The sequence below is a fragment of the Affinirhizobium straminoryzae genome (genome assembly GCF_007004135.1).
Taxonomy (GTDB): domain Bacteria; phylum Pseudomonadota; class Alphaproteobacteria; order Rhizobiales; family Rhizobiaceae; genus Neorhizobium; species Neorhizobium straminoryzae.
In genome coordinates this window covers 122,693-143,091 of the sequence record NZ_VJMG01000047.1, presented here as the reverse complement: position 1 = coordinate 143,091, position 20,399 = coordinate 122,693, and the positions used below count along the sequence as shown (strand labels likewise).

Below are 20,399 nucleotides of genomic sequence, written 5' to 3'. Positions count from 1 at the left end.
GGTTTCGCTCACAGTCCTGCCCTCGCCAGCGCGTTGACGGCGGCCGCCGTCATGGCCGAGCCGCCCATGCGGCCCCGCACGATGGCATAGGGAATGCCGTGGCGGCTTTCCGCCAGCGCCTCCTTGCTTTCCGCCGCGCCGACGAAACCGACCGGCATGCCGATGATCGCAGCCGGTTTCGGCGCGCCGCGATCCAGCATTTCCAGCAGGTAGAACAGGGCGGTCGGGGCATTGCCGATCGCGACGACGGATCCTTCCAGCTGGTCGAGCCAGAGTTCGAGAGCGGCGGCGGAGCGGGTATTGCCCACCTGTTTCGCAAGGTCCGCCGTCTTCGGATCGCGCAGCGAGCAGATCACCTCGTTGCTGGCCGGCAACCGGGCGCGGGTCACGCCATGCGCCACCATCTGCGCGTCGCAGAAGATCGGCTTGCCGGCGGTCAGGGCCGCGCGCGCTGCTGCGACGAAACCCTCGGAAAATTCGAAATGGGCAGCAGCGTCCACCAGGCCGCAGGCATGGATCATGCGCACGGCGATCTCCGCCTCCTCCTCGCTGAAGCGGGAGAGATCCGCCTCGGCCCGGATGATGGCGAAGGATTTGGCGTAGATCGCATCGCCGTCGCGGATATAGTCGTAGGTCGTCATCATGATCCTTCAGGCGAGCGCCGCCTCGATCCGCCGGGGGCCGAGGCGCAGAAGACAGTCACGACTGGTTTCCCCGGGCCGGCGCTCCAGGCGCATCAGCTCGGACAGCGCAGAAAGCGCCGCAGCTTCCGTTCGGGGAGCAAGCCGTTTCAGCGGGGTATCGGTGGTTTTGCCCTCGAAGACAAGATGCGTCGCACCCTCGGTGCCCGCAAAGGCGAGCGTCGAGGGTGTCGGATGGGCGCAGCCCTTCTGGCAGCCGGAGAGATGCAGCCGCACCGAGCCGTCGAACAGCAGGGGGGCCTGTTCAGCGGCAAGCCGCCCGAGGCTGTGCGTTTCCAGCCGGGCCGAGCGGCAGGCCGGCGCGCCGGGGCAGGCGGCGATCTCCGCGAGCGGCTCGCCGGCGCGCACCAGAAGATGCGCCGCGCGTGCTGCCAGTTCCAGCGCCTCGCAAGCCGTGCGCGAACCGACCGCGATCAGCGCGTGATCCGGCGCGGGCTTCAGGGACAGGATTCCGGCACGCGCCGCCTGTGCCGTCAGTGCCGCCAGATCCTCGGCCCGCATCTGGCCGAAGGGCAGGGCAACCCGCAGGGCATGCAGGCCTGCCGTCAGGGCAAAGATGCCGAAAGGCGGCGCGGGGCTTTCCGCAACGGTGGACTCGCCGGAGCTGAGCAGGGCAAGCAGGGAGGCAGGAAGGTTTGCCGGCTCAAGATCGCGACCGCGGGCGCGGGGACCTTGCGTCGAAAGATGGACCAGCAGGCCTCCGACCAGTTCGGCGGCATCCCCATCCGCGACAAGCCCCAGTGTCGTGCCGGTCTTGGCCGTGCCGCCGAGCAGAACCCGCCACCGCAAGCCATCGGCTGTCGGGGCGGCGACCAGGCGGATATCGGCCAGCAGATGGTCGAGGCGGATGAGGCCCCCGGTTTCGATGACCACCGAGAGTTTTGGCGCCAGTTCGCCCTGAACGGCGCGAGCGGCTGCGATGATCGTCGCGCCGAGCGGACGCGGATCGACCGCCTCGGCGGGATCGAGCCCGGCGAGCGGCGTCCATTCCACCGCAAGCCCCTCGCGCAGCGGCAGGTCGAGCGCGCGCACATCGGCCTCCAGCGCCGCCGCGGAGGCTTCGGTCAGGCCGCGAATCTGCAGGTTGCCGCGCGCCGAAATGTCGAGAATGCCGTTGCCATGCCGAAGGGCAAGTGCCGCGAGCCCCGCAAGCGCGGCCGGGCCGATTGCCGCCTGCAGGGCAACGCGCGACAGATAGCCGTCGCCGGTCAGCATCGGCCGGGCAAGAGCCGGGCAGGCGCCGCGCGCCATGGACGGGAGAGGCTCTGTCATGCGCGTTCCCTCTGCCGCGCAACGAGGCGCAGCGCTTCCAGATCGCGGTCCACAGTGTTGCGGCGCGATTGCCAGAGACCGCGGCGTCGCGCCGACATCAGCCGTTCGGCAATCGCGCCGGCTGCCTCCGGGTTCTGGTCCAGCACGAAATCGCGCACGCGCTCATCTGCGACATAGGCGTCGTAAACGGCATCCATCAGCGTGTGCGGAACGGCCTCCGTGGTTTCGGCAAAGCCGACGAGGCGGTCGACGGTCTCGGCGAATTCGGCAGCACCACGCGGTCCGTGCCGCATCTGCCCGTCGATGAAGCGCGGATTGGCGGCGCGCGCCCGCACGACGCGAGTGACCGCTTCCGCCACCGAGCGCGCGCGCGGACGGTTCGGATCGGTGGTATCGAGCGCGATCAGGTCCGCCTTGCCGCCCAGGGCCGCGACGGCGGCTGCAAAGCCGCCGATGAAGGCAACATCGCCGGAACCATCGAGCAGGTCGCGGCCCGGATCATCGCCGGTATGCACCAGAAGATCGGCCTGCCGCACCTGTTCCGCGAAGGCATCCGCGGCATGAAAACCTTCGCCGTCCGCGCCGCCAAAGGCATGGCTGGTCATCGCGAGATAGGCGCGCCCCAGTTCCTCGCGGGCCTGCCAGTCGCCGGACGAGAGTGTCTCCTCGATGCCGGCGCCATAGGTGCCGGGTGCCGAGCCGAAGATGCGCGGCGGAACCTCTCCGGTCCCGCGGGCGGCCTCGGCCAGCGGATTGTCGCCGTCTGCCTCGTCGGTGCGCAGCGCGATGGCCCGCGCGGCGGCATCGATGAGGGCGATCAGGGTCGGGAACATGTCGCGGAACAGGCCGGAAATGCGGAAGGTGACATCGACGCGCGGCCTGCCGAGCTGGGCCGGCGGTAGAACCTCGATGCCGGTGATGCGGCCGGTGGCCGGATCCTGCAGCGGGCGCGCGCCCATCAGCGCCAGCCCCTGCGCCACCTCTTCGCCGCCGCTGCGCAGCGTCGCGCTGCCCCAGAGGTCGATCACGAGGCTTTTCGGCCAATCGCCGTGATCCTGCAGATAGCGGCGGATCACCTCTTCGGAAGCCGCGCGGCCGAGCTCGAAGGCGGTCGGTGTCGGCATGGTGCGCGGGTCGGAGGCGTAGAGATTGCGGCCGGTCGGCAGCACGTCGCGGCGTCCGCGTGCCGGCGCACCGGAGGGGCCGGGGCGCAGGTGGCGGCCGTCGAGCGCCGCAAGCAGGGCCGTGCGTTCCGCATCTGCGCTGTCGCGCCGCAGCGGGTCCGTTTCGTCCGCCTCGGCGCGGCCGAACACGTGCTGGCCGTCCTTGATGGCAAAATCCTTGAGATCACAGAGGAAGGCATCGATGCGCGACAGCGCCGTATCGGGATCGAGATCGCGGGATATCCCGGCCTCCTGCGCCAGCCCCGTCTCCTCGGCCGTTTCGACGATCAGCCGCGCCAGCCGGTCGCGCCGCTTGCGGTCGAGACCGTCAGCCTGAGCATATTCATCCACCAGCAGTTCCAGCCTCTGCTGCGTTTCCGAGAGTCCCGCTTCGGCAAGAACCGGCGGCATGTGGCCGATGGTCAGCGCCGCGATGCGCCGCTTGGCGACCGCCGCCTCGCCCGGATTGGAGACGATGAAGGGATAGATCACCGGCCGGCTTCCCGTGACGATCTCGGGAAAGCAGGCGCGAGACAGGGCAACGGTCTTGCCCGGCAGCCATTCCAGCGTGCCATGCGCGCCCACATGAATGATGGCCTGTGCCCCAGTGGCCTCCCGCATCCAGCCGCCAAAGGCAATCAGCGCATGGCGCGGCGGGCGGGCGGGATCGTGATAATCCGTGCGTCGATCGGCCTCCCGGCCGCGATCCGGGGCAAGCGCGACCGTGATCTTGCCGAACCGGACGGCGCGGAATCGGAAGGCCTCGCCGTCAAAACCTTCGTCGGCTAACGGATCGCCCCAGGTGGCGGCGACCGCTTCGCGTGCCTCGGCGGGCAGGGCCTCAAGCACGGAATGATAGGAGGTGAGCGGAAACCGTGCCTCGGCCCGCAGCACGAGATCCATCAGCGCTTTTGCCGTCTCCGGAATGTCGGCCACGTCATAGCCATCGGCGGCAAGGCTGCGCAGCATTGCGAGCACGCTTTCCGGCACATCGAGGCCGACGGCATAGCCGGTGCGCCCCGCTGCTCCCGGATAATCCGGCATCAGGATGGTGAGGCGGCGCCCGGCCTTCGGCGTGGCGTAGAGATCGAGATGGCGCAGGATCCGGTCGGCGACGGCTTCGACGCGATCCGGCTCCGGCCGGTTGGCGAAACCGGAAAAGCCGGCCTCGCCGGCATTTTCCCGCTCCGCCTTGAAGGACAGCACGCCCGCCAGAATGCGCCCGTCGAGTTCCGGCAACACCACATGCATCGCCAGATCCGAGGGGCCGAGACCACGCGGGCTTGCGGCCCAGGCGGCCCGCTTTGTCGTGGCGATCACCGTCTGGAACACCGGCACGCCGAGCCTGTCGAACAGCGTCCGGCCATCCGCGCCCGCATTGCTGGCAAATGCAGTGGCCGTGATCACGGCCGCCGGTTTCAGCCTCGCCAGCGTGTCGTGAAGCGTGTCCAGCGTCGCCGCGTCCTTGAGGCCGGGCACGAAGACGGGCAGCGGAAAGGCGCCGCGCGCGACAAGCGCTGTGCAGAGCGCATCGATCGGCGCCACATCGTCCGCGAGCAGCATGGAGCGGTAGAACAGAAGCGGCAGGATCGGCCGTCCCTCGGCGCCCGACAGCGCCCAGGCGTCGGACACCACTCCCCGTCCGGGACGATAGAAACCGAGCTTCGGCACGGCGGTGGCCGCCTCGGGCCGTGGCGCCTCGCCCCTTGCCAGGGCCTGCAGCGTTTCCGCCAGCCGGTCCAGATTGTCGGGTCCGCCCTCGCGGAAGAAGGAGAGCAGGCGATTGATCTCCCCTTGCGCCACCGTCGAGGCGGCCGAGAGACGCTCGTCCGTCTCGCTGCACTCGCCCGGCAGCAGGATCAGCGGCAGGCCGCGCTGCCGCGCCAGATGCGACAGTTCTTCCACGCCGTAGCGCCAGCGGTCGTAACCGCCGAGCACGCGCACCAGAAGGACCTTTGCATGCCGCGCCACCTTGTCGATCCACAGGTCGACGGACATCGGATGGCGAAGATCGGAGAGCTGGGCAAGCCGCAGCGAAAGGCCGCTCGCGCCGCGCCGCGCCCAGGCGGACGCGACACCGTTCAGGTCGCTGTCGGTAAAGGACAGCACCACCACATCGCCGGGCGTCTGGTTCAGATCGACCGGTTCGATCAGGTCGTCGAGCGACGCGGATGTGGTGGCGAGAATATGCATCAGGCGGCCAGCATCTTCCCGATCCGGTCGACATCGATGCCCTTTTCGCCGATCACCACGAGGCGCGAGCGGCGGTCCTCCGTCGCGGTCCAGGGACGGTCGAAATAGTGGTTGACGCGCGGCCCGACGGCCTGCACCAGAAGTCGCATCGGCTTGCCCGCCACTTCCACATACCCCTTGATGCGAAGCACCTTTTCCGCCTCCGTCACCGCCGCGATGCGCTGGCTGAGCGCTTCAGGGCTGGCAATCGCCGGCAGGTCCAGCACGAAACTGTCGAAATCGTCGTGCTCGTGGTCCAGTTCGTCGTCGTGATGGGTCTTGCGGTTCTCGATGTCGTCTTCCACGGCAAGGCCGAGGCCGATGAAGATTGCCGGATCGATCTGGCCGTTCTCGGAATGGACGATGCGCACGGCGCGCGGCAGGTGATCCTCCACATGCGCCCGCGCCTTTTCGAGATCGGCGGCCTGGAGAAGATCCGTCTTGGTCAGGATGACGAGATCGGCGCAGGCGATCTGGTCCTCGAAGACTTCCTCCACCGGGTCGTCATGATCGAGTGACTGGTCCTCGGCCCGCTGGGCGGCAAGCGCCTCCAGATCGTCGGCGACGCGGCCTTCGGCGAGCGCCAGCCCGTCCACCACGGCCACCACGCCATCGACGGTGACGCGGCTCCTGACGCTTGGCCACTGGAAGGCCTGCACCAGCGGCTTCGGCAGTGCCAGGCCGGAGGTCTCGATCAGGATGTGGTCGACCTTCGGTTCCATCGCGAGGATCTTGTCGATCGCCGGCACGAAGTCATCGGCCACCGTGCAGCAGATGCAGCCATTGGCGAGTTCGATGATGTTGTCTTCCGGGCAATTCTCGACGCCGCAGCTTTTCAGTATCTCGCCATCAATGCCGACATCGCCGAATTCGTTGACGATCACGGCAAGGCGCTTGCCCTTGATGGTTTCCAGCGCATGGCGCAGCAGCGTCGTCTTGCCGGCGCCGAGAAAACCGGTGACGACGGTGCAGGGCACGCGGGAGAGCGAGGGGGTCATCGGGGCAGTCCTTCAGCTTTCAGGGGAGATGGAACGGAGCGGCGGAATACGGGCAATCATCCCGCGCTTCAGCGTGTCCGGGCGGCCCTTCCAGGGCATCAGCCCGTCGGGGGATGTGGCAAGCAGGCGCGCGCCGGTCAACAGATCCGCTGCGGCCTCCGTCGTCAGGTCGCCGAAGACATAGGACCAGCCGTCCGCGCTCTGGATGCTGGCGCTCAGGCCGCGCTTGCAGTTGGCAAGGCAGGCAACGGCGCGGATCTCGATCACGTCTCTGCCTTCGGCCGCCAGTGTCTTGGTGCGTTCGGAGAGGAGGGCGCCGTCGCGCGGCGCGTCGGCCGCTTCCTGGCCGCTGCGGCAGGTATCGCAGACATGCACCGTCACGCGCCGCGTTTCCTGTGCGTCACTCTGCTGCTCGTCGTGTCGTGCCGTCAGATCCAAGATCCACCCCGGGTGTTCGTCATAGCGGGGTGCGCCCATGGCGGGGAAATGCCGCATGGTTCGGTAAGGTCCCTGCCGGAGCACCCCGCCCGGCTGGACTTGTCTTCCTCAACGGCAGGTCTCCTGGCTCGCGGGTCCTCGCCCGAACGCCGCCTTCCCGAAGCGTCTGCCTCAGTGGCCTGGTGCGTCGGGCGTCCCGCCCGTTCGGGCGGAAGCCGCTTACAGTTGCGGGGGCAGCCGTGGTTTTGGCGAGGATTGCCGCACCACGTTCCCTCTTAGCTTTCCCCGTTGCCGGGAAAAGACCGTTGCGGATTCACTATGCGCTTGCAGAACCGCGTGTCAATGGCGCATTGCCGCGCGCTTCCATTCGACTATAGTCCGCCGCTCGCGATGAAAATGCAGGACGAAACGCAAGGAGAGGTGTGGCCGATGAAGGAGATCGACGAGCGCGAGGCGGACCGTCATCGGCGCAAGATGGAGAACCGCAAGGCGGTTCAGGATGCCGAAGTGGCCTCAAAGACCCTCGAGAAGGGCCTTTTGATCGTCAATACCGGGCCGGGCAAGGGCAAGTCCACCGCCGCCTTCGGGCTGGCGCTGCGCATGCTGGGGCACGGACGAAAGGTCGCGGTGGTGCAGTTCATCAAGGGCGCCTGGGATACCGGCGAGCGCGTGGCCCTGGAGGCCTTCGGCGAGCGGGTGATCTGGCACACCATGGGTGAAGGCTTTACCTGGGACACGCAGGACCTGAAGCGCGACGTGGCCGCGGCCGGACGAGCCTGGGAGAAGGCGAGGGAGATGATGGCGCTGCCGGATGTCGGGCTCGTCATCCTCGACGAACTCAACATCGCCTTGCGCTACGACTATCTCGATCTTAACCGGGTGATCGCCGATCTTGCCGCCCGCCGCGAAGACCTGCACGTGATCCTTACCGGCCGCAATGCCAAACCCGCCCTCATCGAGGCCGCCGACATGGTGACCGAGATGACGCTGGTAAAGCATCACTTCAAGGCGGGCGTGAAGGCGCAGGCGGGAATCGAATTCTGATGGAGACGGGCAGGGTTGCCAAGGCGCTGATGTTCCAGGGCACCGGCTCGGATGTCGGCAAGTCGCTGGTGGTGGCGGGGCTGGCGCGGGCCTTTACCTTGCGCGGTCTGAAGGTGCTGCCCTTCAAGCCGCAGAACATGTCGAACAATGCCGCCGTCACCGAAGATGGCGGCGAGATCGGCCGGGCGCAGGCGCTGCAGGCCCGCGCGGCGCGCGCCGCCCTGTCCGTCCACATGAACCCGGTGCTGCTGAAGCCGCAAAGCGAGGTCGGTGCCCAGCTCGTCGTGCAGGGCCGGGTGGAGGGCAATGCGAAGGCTGCCGAATATCAGGAGATCAAGGCCCGCCTGATGCCGCGCGTTCTCGAGAGCTTTGACCGGCTTCGGGCGCAGGCGGATCTGGTGCTGGCGGAAGGTGCCGGCAGCGCCTCCGAGGTCAATCTTCGCCGCAACGACATCGCCAATATGGGCTTTGCCCGTGCCGCCGATGTGCCGGTGGTGCTGATCGGCGATATCGACCGCGGCGGTGTGATCGCCAGTCTCGCCGGCACAAAGCTGGTGCTGGAGCGTGAGGACGCGGCGATGATCCGCGGCTTCATCGTCAACCGCTTTCGCGGCGATCCGGCCCTGTTTGCCGAGGGCATGCGGATGATCGAGGGCTTTACCGGCTGGTCGCCGATCGGTCTCCTGCCGCATTTTGCAGAGGCTGTGCGGCTTCCGGCCGAGGATGCGCTGGCGCTGAATTCCGCCCCGGTCGCCAAGCCCGGCGCAAAAATCCGCATTGCCGTGCCGATCCTGCCGCATGTCTCCAACTTCGACGATCTCGATCCGCTGGATGCCGAGCCGGATGTGGAACTTGTCCGGGTGCGTCCGGGTGGCGTGCTGCCGGCTGATGCCGATCTCGTGCTGCTGCTCGGATCGAAGGCGACGATCGCCGATCTTCAGGCGCTGAAGGCGGCGGGCTTCGATATCGATATCGCCGCGCATGTCCGGCGAGGAAAGCCGGTGCTCGGCCTCTGCGGCGGTTACCAGATGCTGGGCAAAACCGTCGCGGATCCGGACGGGATCGAGGGCCCCGCCGGCGCCATCGAGACGGGCCTTGGCCTTCTCGATGTCGAGACGCGCCTGACCGGCGACAAGCGGCTGGAGGCGGTAACGGGCGAGACAGCCGACGGAAATTCCTTCGCCGGCTATGAAATGCATGTCGGCGAGACCTCCGGTCCGGATTGTGCCCGTGCCTTTGCCTGCGTGGCGGGGCGGCCGGAGGGGGCGACGGCGGCTTCCGGCCTTGTCAGCGGCACCTATGTGCATGGCCTGTTTGCCGATGACCGCCAGCGTTCCGCCTGGTTGACGCGGCTGGGCGGCGAGGCCTCGCGGCTTGATTACGAAGCGGGCGTCGAGGCGGTACTGGACCGTCTGGCCGCCCATATGGAGCGGCATCTCGATCTCGATCGCCTGTTCAGACTAGCACGATAAAGCCGACGGCGAGCAGGCCGAACAGGATGATCAGCAGCTGGTCGGCGGTGCGGGAAAGCGCAAGCGCGCGGCGGATGTCGATGGCTGTCGCTTCGCGGCGGCCCCCTTCGCCCATCACGTGATCGTCCACCAGCACGCCGCCATAGACGCGCGGACCGGCAAGACCGAGGCCGAGCGCGCCGGCCATCGCGGCCTCCGGCCAGCCGGCATTGGGGGATTTGTGCTTTCCCGCATCACGGCGCACGGCCTGCCAGGCCGCTCGCGGCGCAGCACCGGGCGTCATGGCGGCCGCCGCGATGAACAGAAGCGCGGTAAGGCGCGAGGCGGGCAGGTTGACGAGATCGTCGAAACGGGCCGCCGCCCAGCCATAGGCGCCGTAGCGCGCATTCCTGTGGCCGATCATGCTGTCGGCGGTGTTGGTCGCCTTGTAGAGCGCAGCACCTGGCAAGCCGAGCAGGCCGAGCCAGACGGCCGGGGCGGTGATGCCGTCGGAAAAGTTTTCCGCGAGGCTTTCGATGGCGGCGCGGCACACGCCCGCCTCGTCCAGCTGGTCGGGATCGCGCCCGACGATCATCGAAACGGCCTTGCGGCCGGCAACAAGCCCGCCGCTCTCCAGCGCGTCGGCGACCGCCCGCACATGGTCCTCCAGACTTTTCTGGGCGAGCAGGCTGGACGAGACGAGGGCGACGACGAGGATGCCGAGCGGCAGCCACAGAAGCGCGCTCTCGATCACGATCGCCGCCGTGCCCGTAACCGTCAGAAGGACGATGAAGGTTGCGACACCCAGAGCCTTGCGACGCGCGAAGGACTGGTCCAGCCGGTTGAAGCGGGTTTCCAGAGCCCCGATCAGCCGGCCGATCCAGATCACCGGATGGCCGATGCGATCGACCAGCCATTGCGGATAACCGAGAAGCCGTTCAATAACGAGAGCCAGGAAGGCGAGAGAGAGGGCCATGGGCGGGACTGACAAGCTGCAGGAGAGGCGGATGAATCTGTCCGGAGGCGCAATCGAGCATGGCGGCAACCTTCGCCGTGCGGAACAGCTGTTTCCGCAGGCGCCGGCGCCGTGGATCGATCTCTCCACCGGCATCAATCCGCACGCCTATCCTTTTTCGCCGCCGGCGGCCACCGCTTTCTCCCGCCTGCCGGAACCCGCCGATCTTGCGCGCCTGAAGGCATGCGCGGCAGATCTTTACGGTGCGCCCTCGCCGGCGCATCTGGCGGCTGCTCCCGGCACGCAGATCCTGTTGCCGCTGCTGATCGAGGCGGTCTTCGGCCGCACTGCGGCGGGCGGCAAGCGGGCTGCGATCCTCTCGCCGACCTATGCCGAGCATGCACATATGGCGCGCCTTGCCGGCTTTGCGGTTCACGAAACGGCGGATCTTTCCGCTCTCCAGGCGGCGGATCTCGCCATCGTCGTCAATCCGAACAATCCGGACGGGCGGATCGTCGCACGTGATGACCTGCTGGCGCTCGGCCGGCATCTTGCGGCAAAGGGCGGGCTGCTGGTCGTGGACGAGGCCTTTCTCGATGTGATCGATCCGCAGGCTTCGGTCGCAGGCGCGGTGGATGAGGGGATCGCCGTGCTGCGCTCCTTCGGCAAGTTCTATGGGCTGGCTGGCGTTCGCCTCGGCTTTGCCGTGGCAGCACCCCCTGTCGCTGAGCGGCTTTGCGCGCATCTCGGGCCCTGGGCGATCCCCGGCCCGACGCTCTCCATCGGCCTGGAGGCGCTGTCCGATCGCGCCTGGCAGGCGGGGATGCGCGTGCAGCTTTCGCAGGAGGCAGCGCGGCTCGATGCCCTGCTGGCCGGGGCCGAGGTTGCCGTTTGCGGCGGCACGCCGCTGTTTCGCTATCTGCGCCATCCTCGCGCTGGCGCCCTGTTCGAGCATCTGGGGCAGGCGGGCATTCTGGTGCGCCGCTTTGCCGAGCGGCCGGATTGTCTGCGGGTCGGGCTGCCACGGACGCAGGAGTGGAAACGGCTGGAAACCGCCCTCTGCTCAGAAAACTGGCATTGTTGAAGCCTGCAAGAAAGGTTTGCATTCTGTCGCTGCTGGGATAGGGTCCGGGCCATCCATGATTGTCGCATGCAGGTGAAATCCGATGTCCATGAGCAGCAACCTCCCCGAAATCTTCGATGCGGTCGACAGAAAGCGGGAGGTGTTCACCGAATTGGCGGACCGGGTCTGGGCGACCCCGGAAACCTGCTACATGGAAGAGGAATCGGCGGCCGCCCATCGGGAAATGCTGGAAGCGCAGGGCTTTCGCATCACCGAAAACGTCGCCGACATTCCGACCGCGCTGATCGGCGAGGCGGGCGAGGGCGGCCCGGTGATCGCCTTTCTCGGCGAATATGATGCGCTGGCGGGGCTCAGCCAGAAGGCGGGCCTTGCCCATCACGAGCCACTGACGGCCGGGGCCAACGGCCATGGTTGCGGCCACAATCTCCTGGGTTCCGCCTCGCTGCTGGCCGCCACCGCACTGAAGGACTGGCTGGAGGCGACCGGCACGCCCGGCCGCGTGCGCTACTACGGCTGCCCGGCGGAAGAGGGCGGTGCGGCCAAGGCCTTCATGGTGCGCTCCGGCGCCTTCGAGGATGTCGATATCGCCATCTGCTGGCATCCGAGCAATTTTGCCGGCGTGCAACGGGAAACGTCGCTTGCCAATTGCCGCATCGATTTCACCTTTACTGGCCGCGCCTCGCATGCGGCCGCGAGCCCCGAGCTTGGCCGCAGCGCGCTCGATGCCGTCGAACTGATGAATGTCGGCGTGAACTATCTGCGTGAGCACATGCACCAGGAATGCCGCATCCATTATGCGCTGCTCGATGCCGGCGGCATTTCCCCGAACGTTGTGCAGGCACATGCCAAGGTGCGCTATGTGGTGCGCGCGCCGGAACTTTCCGGCCTGTTCTCCCTGATCGAGCGGGTGAAGAAGGTGGCCGAGGGTGCCGCCCTGATGACCGAGACGAAGATGGAGCACAAGATCCTTTCCGGCGTCTCCAACCTCATCGTCAACACACCGCTGATGGAGGTGATGCAGGACATCTGGCAGAGCATGGGCGCACCCGATTTCGACGCGAAGGATGTCGCCTTTGCCGAGGCGATCCGCGCGACGCTGAGCCCGGAGGACATTGCCGCCAGCTGGGCGCAGGAGCGGCTGGAGGAGCGCGATATTCCGCTCGCCGATTTCATCCTGCCGGCCCATAATGAGGTGCGCCAGATGGGCGGTTCGACGGATGTGGCCGATGTCAGCTGGGTGGTGCCGACGGTGCAGGCCTATGGTCCGACGCTGGCCATCGGCACGCAGCTGCACACCTGGCAGGTGGTTGCGCAGGGCAAGAGCGGCATCGCCCACAAGGGCATGATTGCGACCGCCAAGGCCATGGCTGCTACCGGTCTTGCCGCCCTGCAGAGCGAACAGCTGCGGCAGGCCGCCTGGGCCGATCTCAAGCGCCGGCTGAAGGGCCAGGCCTATCGCAGCCCGATCCCGGAAGGCACGGAGCCGCCGGTCGAGGCCATGGGCAGGCGACGCCGGGCCCGGTAACGGGCTTCCCGGCCTGTCGAGGCTGACAGGCGACGACCAAAGAGATCAGCGGCTGGCGCGCAGGTCGAGCTGGCCGCGGATTGCCTCGTCGCTTTCGGTCTCCTGCACCACGACACCGTACCAGCCAAGCCCGTCATAATCCTCGTAGCCGAGGGTTCGCGCATAGGCGACGATGGCGCCCTGCTCGTTGTAATAGCTGCCCTTCTGGCGGCCGCCTTCCACCTTCAGCGCAAAATGGGTGAACAGCCGCTCCGGCCGGTTGCAGGCAATCACCCTCGCCTTTTCGTCGAGCAGCATCACCGTGGTGCGGCCGGCCTGCTGTTCCGGCAGGTTCGCTTCCTTCTCTACGATGGCATGACCCTGGTTCTGCCAGTCGAAATAGACGCCGAGCGTGCCGATGAGGCGCCCGTCGCCGCGTCCGCCTTCGCGGATGCCGGTGGCATAGACCAGCACGTGATGGCCCTCGTGCAGCGGGCTCTCCTTGACCTCGTCGACGATGTACTCATCGCCGGAGGCACAGCGGGCGGCGGCCTCAAACCACGGATCGCCGGCCAGCGAACGTCCGACGAGACGCCGCTGATGGGCGGGGTTGGAGGAGGCGATGATGCGGCCGGAGAGGTCGGTCATCACCAGATCGTGGTAGACCGTGTAGAAGCGGTTGATGACGCCAAGCCGGGTGGCGGCATAGTCGGCCTTGTCCGGCGAAGGGGCCTGCAGCGCCTCCCAGAGTGCCGGGTCGGTTGCCCACCAGCGCACGTCGGCCGTGCGTTCGAAAAGATTGCGCACGATCAGCTGCACGAGCGTCTGGGCAAGGTCGGTCAGGCGCACGCCTTCCATTTCGGTCACCAGCTGGTCGGCCATGGTGCGGCTGAGCCCGATGCGGCCGAGCACATTGCTTTCGAAACGTCCCGAAATGTCCGTCGCCACCTGCGCCAGCCGCTGCACCTCGTTGGCAACGACGGCAAAGCCCTTGCCCGTCTCGCCGGCGCGTGCGGCCTCGATCAGTGCGTTGATGGCCAGAAGCTTGATCTGCTTGACCACATGCGTGTTGTCGGCGCTGAACCGCTGCAGGTCTATGCTGATCCCGTCCGTCACCACGCGCATGGAGCGCGGCGTGGCAGGGATCTGCGGTTGGGTTGTGGCAAGGCTTCTGGCGCTTGTCATGACATGGTTCCCCGGATGGCGGCTTTGCTTCTGGTTATTTCGATAGTCTGTCGCAACCTTCTCAGGACAGGGTTAGATTTTTGTAAAAAAATTTTCTCAGGAGTTACATTTCGGGACAGGCCGAAGCAGTGCTTTCGTTTGCTCCGAGATCGTGATATTGCGATCGCAGATCGCGAAATTTCACCCTCAAGATATCGCAGGAAGCCCCATGACGATCCAGCCGAATTCCATCGAAGGCCGCGACAGGGCCTATCATCTGCATTCCTATACCAATGCGAAGGCGCTGGAGCGCGACGGGGCGCTGGCAATCGAGCGCGGCGAAGGCATCTATGTCTATGACGCCAGCGGAAAGCGCTATATCGAGGGTATGGCCGGTCTCTGGAGCGTTGCCGTCGGCTTCGGTGAGCAGCGGCTGGTCGAGGCCGCGCGCCGGCAGCTGGAAACGCTTCCCTATTACCACACCTTTAGCGCCCGCACGCACGGGCCGGCGGTCGATCTGGCAGAAAAGCTGATCCGGATGGCGCCGGTGCCGATGTCCAAGGCCTATTTCACCAATTCCGGTTCCGAGGCCAACGACACCGCGATCAAGATGATCTGGTACCGCTCGAACGCGCTCGGCAAGCCGGAAAAGAAGAAGATCATTTCCCGCATCAAGGGCTATCACGGCGTCACCCTGGCAAGCGCCAGCCTGACGGGCCTGCCGAACAATCACCGCTCCTTCGACCTGCCGCTGCCGGGGATCTTTCACACCAATTGCCCGCATTTCCGCGCCTTTGCGCAGGAAGGCGAGGATGAGGCCGCTTTCGTGGCCCGCTGCGCGGCCGATCTCGAAGCGCTGATCGAACGGGAAGGGGCCGAGACCATCGCCGCCTTCATCGGTGAGCCTGTGATGGGTGCCGGTGGCGTCATCGTGCCGCCGGCCGGTTACTGGCAGGCGATCCAGGCGGTGCTGAAGAAGCATGACATCCTGCTGATCGCCGACGAGGTGATCTGCGGCTTCGGTCGCACCGGCGAAATGTTCGGCACCACCACCATGGGGCTGGAGCCGGACATCATCACCGTCTCCAAGCAGTTGTCGTCTTCCTACCAGCCGATCTCGGCGCTGCTGATCAACGACCGCGTCTACCAGCCGATCGCCGAGGAATCCGGCCGCATCGGCACTTTCGGCCATGGCTATACCGGCTCCGGCCATCCGGTCGCGGCCGCTGTCGCGCTCGAAAACCTCGCGATCATCGAGGAGCGCAACCTGCTCGGCAATGTGCAGGCGCTGGCGCCGCTGTTCCAGTCGCGCTTCAAGGCGCTGGAGAGCCATCCGCTGGCGATCGAGGCGCGTGGCATAGGCCTGATCGGCGCGCTCGAGCTTGCCCCCCGCGAGGGTTTTGCCACCGGCCAGCTCGGTCCGAAGCTTGCGGCCGTGATGCAGGAAAACGGCCTGTTCTCGCGTGCCATCGGCGATTCGCTGGCGCTCTGCCCGCCGCTGATCATCACGGAACAGCAGGTGGGCGCGATGTTCGATATCTTCGAAGCCTCGCTCGACCAGTTCCAGGCGCAGCTGAAGGTCGCCTGATCTTCTTCTTCATCGCGGCGGGTGCCTGATTGCGCCCGCCGCGATGGGCCCTATATTCCAGCCGATGCTGGATCTTATTGCCCACTACTGGCCGCACATTGTCTTTGCACTTTCCGTTCTGATGGGAGTGCCCGCAGCCATTCACGTCACGATGACCAAGGAAGAGGTGCGCTCTGCCGTCGGCTGGGTCGGCGTCATCCTGCTGTCGCCGATCATCGGCGCGCTGCTCTATCTGATCGCCGGCATCAACCGCATGCGCCGCAGCGCGCTCGGCAACCAGCGCCAGCTGCTCGGCGATGCCTTTGTCGATCATATCGAGGTATTCGACGCGGAAGATGCAGCGGTTGCCGCCCAGTTCGGCCGGCGGTTCCAGGCGATGAAGACGCTGGGCGACAGGGTCAACCGCTATTTCCTCACCACCGGCAACACGATCGAGATTCTGGATGGCGGCGATGCGGCCTATGAGGCCATGCTGCAGGCGATTGCCGGGGCCAGGCGCAGCATCCTGCTCGAAACCTATATCTTCGACCGTGACCGCATCGGCCGCCGCTTTGCCACAGCGCTGGCGGAGGCGGTGAAGCGTGGCGTGGCGGTGCGGGTGCTGATCGATGCCGTCGGCGCCCGCTATTCGGTGCCGAGCGTGCTTGGCCTGCTGGCCGAAGGCGGCGTCACGGTGGATGTCTTCAACGGCAATGTCATCATGGGCCTGCGCCTGCCCTATGCGAACCTGCGCACTCACCGCAAGATCCTGGTGGTGGATGGCCATGTCGCCTTCACCGGCGGCATGAACATCCGGGAGGATTTCGCCCGCGATGATGCCGGTGTCGTCCATGCCATCGATACGCATTTCCGGCTGACGGGCCCGGTGGTCGCCGATCTCTTTTCGGTGGCGGCCGAGGACTGGCGCTTCGTGAGCGGCGAGCTGCTGTCCGGCGAGGCCTGGCAGATCGCAACGCCCGCCACCCGCCCCGGCAGCCCCATGCTCGCGCGTGCGGTGGCGTCTGGCCCGGATCGCAGCCTCGAAGCCAACCAGCAGATCCTGATGGGCGCCTTTTCCGTCGCCCGCACCTCGATCCGCATCGTCTCCCCCTATTTCCTGCCGGATCGCGAACTGATCGCGGCGCTGGCGACGGCCGCCCGGCGCGGGGTCTCTGTCGATATCATCGTGCCAGCTTCCAACAACCTGACACTGGTGGATCGCGCCATGACTGCGCAGTTCGATCAGGTGTTGAAGGGCGATTGCCGCATCTGGCGTGCCAATGGTCCGTTCAACCATTCCAAGCTTCTGGTGGTGGATGGACGCTGGGCCTATATCGGGTCCTCCAATCTCGATCCGCGCTCGCTGCGCCTCAATTTCGAGGTCGATGTCGAGGTTTACGATCTCGATTTCGCCCGCCTGCTGGAGGAACGCACCGATCGGATGCTGAAGACCGCCACACCGGTGACGCTGGAGGCGCTGAGGGCCCGGCCTTTCGCGCTGCGCCTGATCGACCGCATTCTCTGGCTCGGCTCACCCTATCTTTGATGCAGGCTCTGGAAGCCCTGCCGCGAGGCGCTATAGTCTGATCATGATGACTGCGATGACATTCTGGCCCACGGCATGACGCAACTGACGAATCCGACCCTGCGGGCCAACATTCTGCACTCGCTACGCAATCGCAGGCAACGCGGCTCGGTCCTCGGTGACGATGAGGAGGGCCGGGCGGATGCCTCGCTGCTGGTCGCCTCCTACAATGTTCACAAATGCGTCGGTGTCGACGGGCGCTTCGATCCCGGCCGCATCGCCCAGGTGATCCGCGAGATCGGCCCGGATCTTCTCGCCCTGCAGGAGGCCGATACCCGGTTCGGCGAACGGCGCGGCCTGCTGGACCTTGCCTGGGTGGAGCGCGAGACGGGCTTGCAGCCGGTGCCGCTGTCAGGCGTCGCCAAGGCGCATGGCTGGCATGGCAATGTGCTGTTCTTCCGGCAGGGCGCGGTGCGCGACGTGCATCAGGTGAAGCTGCCGGGGCTGGAGCCGCGCGGTGCGCTCATCACCGAACTCGACATGCAGGACGGGCGGATGCTGCGGGTCATCGCCGCCCATCTCGGCCTCCTCAACCGCTCGCGCCAGCAGCAGGCGCGCATGATCCTCGACATTCTCTCCGGGCGCGGCGACGCGCCGACGCTGCTGATGGGCGATCTCAACGAATGGCGGCTGGGCGACCGTTCCGCGCTGCATTCGCTCGCGCCGATGTTCCGCGGCATGCCGCCGGCCGTGCCGAGCTTCCCCTCGCGCCTGCCGGTGCTGGCGCTCGACCGCATCATCAGCAACCGGCCGGGCCTGCTTGGCGAGGTCAAGGTGCATGATACTGCCCTTGCCCGCGTCGCCTCCGACCATCTGCCGATCAAGGCGAGGCTGCGCTTTGCCGAGAGCGGATAGGCCTGTCAGGCGGCCTGTGTGCGCCGGTCCGGCAGAAGCCGGTCGCCGATTTCGCGGGCAATCGCCAGCGAGGCTGTCAGCCCCGGGCTTTCGATGCCGTAGAGATTGACCAGTCCCGGCACGCCATGCACCTCCGGCCCGTCGATACGGAAATCCGCTGCCGGATCGTCCGGTCCGCAGATTTTCGGGCGGATGCCGCTATAGCCGGGTACCAGCGCATCGTCCGGCAGATCCGGCCAGTAGCGGCGGATCGCCTCGGCAAAGCCGGCCACGCGCTCCGGCCGCACCTTGTAGTCGATGGTATCGATCCATTCGACATCCGGCCCGAAGCGGGCCTGTCCACCCAGATCGAGCGTCAGATGCACACCGAGCCCGTGGGTGTGCGGTGCCGGGTAGATGAGATGCTCAAACGGCGCCCGGCCGGCGAGCAGGAAGTAGTTGCCCCTGGCATAGCGGGTCTCCGGAATCGTCTCTACCGGCAGTCCGTCAATGGTCCGCGCCACCTGCGAGGCGGCGAGGCCGGCGGCATTGACGATCATCGTGGTGGAAAGCTCCAGCGGTTCGGCGCCGCCGGCCTGCACCACAAAACCGTCCTGGATGCGACGCGACGAGAGGAAGGGGGCATGAAAGGCAATCGCCGTACCGTTCTCCTCCGCAGCGCCCTGTAGCGCCAACATCAGACCGTGGCTGTCGATGATGCCGGTCGAGGGCGACAGGAGGGCGCCGACGCAGGCAAGCGCCGGCTCCCGTGCTTCCGCTTCGACGCGCGTCAGCAGCCGCAGATCCGTACAGCCATTCGCCTCGCCCTTCTGCTTGAGGTTCGCGAGCGCCTGCAGTTCGCCGGGATCGCTCGCCACGACCAGCTTGCCGGCGCGGCGATGCTCCACGCCGTGGCTCAGGCAGAAATCATAGAGCCTTTCGCGACCTTCGACGCAGAGCCGGGCCTTCAGGCTGCCCTTCGGATAGTAGAGCCCGGCATGGATGACCTCGCTGTTGCGCGAGGAGGTGCCGGTGCCGATGGCGCCCGCCTCCTCGAGGATCAGCACGGAGGCGCCAGCCAGCGAAAGTTCGCGCGCAGCCGCCAGCCCGACGACGCCGGCTCCGATGACGACGGCATCGACATCCGCCATGGCTTTCCTCCGCTTTGCCTTCCGTCCAGCCTGAACCCGTTCTGCGAAAAGAGCGGGTTCAGGCGGGCTTCAGCCATTCCTCGGCGATCTCGACCCACATCGACACCCCGATCGGCAGCGCGTCGTCGTTGAAGTCGAAGCGCGGATGATGCAGCGGCGGATCGTTGTCGGTCTTGCCGGTGCCAAGCAGGAAATAGGTGCCGGGGCGTTCCGCCAGCATGAAGGCAAAATCCTCGCTGCCCATCGAGGGACGGGCGAGATCGATCACATTGCCGTCGCCGACCACGCGGCCGGCCAGCCGGCGCACGAAATCCGTTTCGGCCTTGTGGTTGATCGTCGGCTCGTAACCGCGCTCGTAGGTGATCGTGACGCCCATGCCGTAGCTTGCCGCCTGACCTTCCGCCACCTCGCGGATGCGCCGTTCCAGCGTGTCGCGCACGGCCGGATCGAAGGAGCGCACCGTGATCGCCATCTCGGCCCGCTCGGGGATCACATTGCTCGCCTTGCCGGAATTGAAGGCGCCGACGGTGATCACCGCCTGGTCCATGGCATGCAGGTTGCGCGAAACGATGGTCTGCAGCGCCATGATGATGCTCGCGCCGCAGACGATCGGGTCGCGGGCATCCTGAGGCTCGGCGCCGTGGCCGCCACGACCGTTGACGACGATCAGGCATTCATCGGCCGCCGCCATCATCGGGCCTTCCTTGACGGCGATCTTGCCGAAGGGAATGGCAGGGTCGTTGTGCAGGCCGAACACCGCATCGCAGGGGAAACGCTGGAACAGGCCGTCATCCATCATCAGCTTGGCGCCGGCGAAATTTTCCTCGGCTGGCTGGAAGATCAGGTTCAGCGTGCCGTCGAAATTGCGCCGCTCGGCGAGTGCGCGCGCAGCGCCGAGCAGGATCGCGGTGTGTCCGTCATGGCCGCAGGCATGCATCAGGCCGGGCGTCTGGCTGGCGTGATCGAGGCCGGTTTCCTCCAAAATCGGCAGGGCGTCGATATCGGCGCGGATGCCGATCGCGCGATCGCTGCTGCCATTCTTCAGGGTGGCGACGAGGCCCGTCTGGCCAAGCCCGCGGGTGACCTCGTAGCCCATGGCGGTCAGCTGTTCGGCAATGAAATCCGAGGTCTTGAATTCGGAGAGCCCGAGTTCCGGGTTCTGGTGGAGGAAGCGCCGGGTGGCGACAAGGTCGGGAAGGTAGTTGGAAAACTGGATCGTCATCGGCAAACCCCGGTCGATGTCTGGCATTGAGCCG

At 66.6% G+C, this 20,399-nt stretch carries 16 protein-coding genes and 1 riboswitch; of the genes, 7 read left to right on the top strand and 9 right to left on the bottom strand.

Annotated features, from left to right (window positions below; genetic code table 11):
- Nucleotides 1-8: 8 nt before the first annotated feature.
- The 5 genes from FNA46_RS16590 to FNA46_RS16570 are packed head-to-tail and all read right to left on the bottom strand — an operon-like array spanning nt 9 to nt 6,861.
- Nucleotides 9-641, bottom strand: a complete 633-nt coding sequence (locus FNA46_RS16590) for a precorrin-8X methylmutase (protein WP_143126380.1) — start codon at nt 639-641, stop codon at nt 9-11.
- A gap of 9 nt (nt 642-650) precedes the next feature.
- The gene (gene cobG / locus FNA46_RS16585; protein ID WP_143126313.1) at nt 651-1,973 is read right to left on the bottom strand and encodes a precorrin-3B synthase; all 1,323 of its coding nucleotides are present in this window, start codon (nt 1,971-1,973) and stop codon (nt 651-653) included.
- Nucleotides 1,970-5,329, bottom strand: a complete 3,360-nt coding sequence (gene cobN, locus FNA46_RS16580; protein ID WP_143126312.1) for a cobaltochelatase subunit CobN — start codon at nt 5,327-5,329, stop codon at nt 1,970-1,972. The genes cobG and cobN overlap by 4 nt, the downstream gene beginning before the upstream one ends.
- The gene (gene cobW / locus FNA46_RS16575) at nt 5,329-6,366 is read right to left on the bottom strand and encodes a cobalamin biosynthesis protein CobW (protein WP_143126311.1); all 1,038 of its coding nucleotides are present in this window, start codon (nt 6,364-6,366) and stop codon (nt 5,329-5,331) included. The genes cobN and cobW overlap by 1 nt, the downstream gene beginning before the upstream one ends.
- Before the next feature lie 12 nt (nt 6,367-6,378).
- Nucleotides 6,379-6,861, bottom strand: coding sequence for a DUF1636 family protein (locus tag FNA46_RS16570; RefSeq protein ID WP_246103134.1), 483 nt, complete (start codon nt 6,859-6,861; stop codon nt 6,379-6,381).
- Between the two features lie 39 nt (nt 6,862-6,900).
- Nucleotides 6,901-7,126, bottom strand: a riboswitch (cobalamin riboswitch).
- A gap of 107 nt (nt 7,127-7,233) precedes the next feature.
- On the opposite strand from FNA46_RS16570, the gene cobO reads away from it, so the two are divergent.
- The gene (gene cobO, locus FNA46_RS16565; protein ID WP_143126310.1) at nt 7,234-7,848 is read left to right on the top strand and encodes a cob(I)yrinic acid a,c-diamide adenosyltransferase; all 615 of its coding nucleotides are present in this window, start codon (nt 7,234-7,236) and stop codon (nt 7,846-7,848) included.
- Nucleotides 7,848-9,320, top strand: coding sequence for a cobyric acid synthase (locus tag FNA46_RS16560; protein WP_143126309.1), 1,473 nt, complete (start codon nt 7,848-7,850; stop codon nt 9,318-9,320). Before cobO ends, FNA46_RS16560 begins: the two co-directional genes overlap by 1 nt.
- Here the strand turns inward: FNA46_RS16560 and cbiB are convergent.
- The gene (cbiB, locus tag FNA46_RS16555) at nt 9,304-10,275 is read right to left on the bottom strand and encodes an adenosylcobinamide-phosphate synthase CbiB (protein ID WP_143126308.1); all 972 of its coding nucleotides are present in this window, start codon (nt 10,273-10,275) and stop codon (nt 9,304-9,306) included. The two genes, FNA46_RS16560 and cbiB, sit on opposite strands and share 17 nt — an antisense overlap.
- 31 nt (nt 10,276-10,306) lie before the next feature.
- On the opposite strand from cbiB, the gene cobD reads away from it, so the two are divergent.
- Nucleotides 10,307-11,338 (top strand): threonine-phosphate decarboxylase CobD, encoded by a 1,032-nt coding sequence (cobD, locus tag FNA46_RS16550; RefSeq protein WP_143126307.1) that lies wholly within the window; start codon nt 10,307-10,309, stop codon nt 11,336-11,338.
- A gap of 82 nt (nt 11,339-11,420) precedes the next feature.
- Nucleotides 11,421-12,863 carry a M20 family metallopeptidase gene (locus FNA46_RS16545; protein WP_143126306.1) on the top strand — a complete coding sequence of 481 codons (1,443 nt, stop codon included), beginning with the start codon at nt 11,421-11,423 and terminating at the stop codon, nt 12,861-12,863.
- 45 nt (nt 12,864-12,908) lie between these two features.
- Here FNA46_RS16545 and FNA46_RS26555 read toward each other — a convergent pair whose 3' ends face one another.
- Nucleotides 12,909-14,027 (bottom strand): methyl-accepting chemotaxis protein, encoded by a 1,119-nt coding sequence (locus FNA46_RS26555; RefSeq protein ID WP_143126305.1) that lies wholly within the window; start codon nt 14,025-14,027, stop codon nt 12,909-12,911.
- 208 nt (nt 14,028-14,235) lie between these two features.
- Here FNA46_RS26555 and FNA46_RS16535 point away from each other — a divergent pair, with 208 nt between their 5' ends.
- The 3 genes from FNA46_RS16535 (at nt 14,236) to FNA46_RS16525 (ending at nt 18,013) form a co-directional block, all read left to right on the top strand.
- Nucleotides 14,236-15,594: an aspartate aminotransferase family protein gene (locus FNA46_RS16535; protein WP_143126304.1), complete on the top strand. Its 1,359-nt coding sequence runs from the start codon at nt 14,236-14,238 to the stop codon at nt 15,592-15,594.
- A gap of 64 nt (nt 15,595-15,658) precedes the next feature.
- Nucleotides 15,659-17,119 (top strand): cardiolipin synthase, encoded by a 1,461-nt coding sequence (gene cls / locus FNA46_RS16530; RefSeq protein WP_143126303.1) that lies wholly within the window; start codon nt 15,659-15,661, stop codon nt 17,117-17,119.
- A 75-nt stretch (nt 17,120-17,194) separates the two neighbouring features.
- Nucleotides 17,195-18,013 carry an endonuclease/exonuclease/phosphatase family protein gene (locus FNA46_RS16525; protein ID WP_143126302.1) on the top strand — a complete coding sequence of 273 codons (819 nt, stop codon included), beginning with the start codon at nt 17,195-17,197 and terminating at the stop codon, nt 18,011-18,013.
- Nucleotides 18,014-18,018: 5 nt separating this feature from the next.
- Here FNA46_RS16525 and FNA46_RS16520 read toward each other — a convergent pair whose 3' ends face one another.
- Both FNA46_RS16520 and FNA46_RS16515 read right to left on the bottom strand, forming a co-directional pair.
- Complete coding sequence (locus FNA46_RS16520) at nt 18,019-19,143, bottom strand: NAD(P)/FAD-dependent oxidoreductase (protein ID WP_143126301.1); 1,125 nt, start codon at nt 19,141-19,143, stop codon at nt 18,019-18,021.
- Between the two features lie 58 nt (nt 19,144-19,201).
- On the bottom strand, nt 19,202-20,365 hold the full coding sequence (locus tag FNA46_RS16515) for a M20 aminoacylase family protein (RefSeq protein WP_143126378.1): 1,164 nt from the start codon (nt 20,363-20,365) through the stop codon (nt 19,202-19,204).
- Nucleotides 20,366-20,399 lie beyond the last annotated feature (34 nt).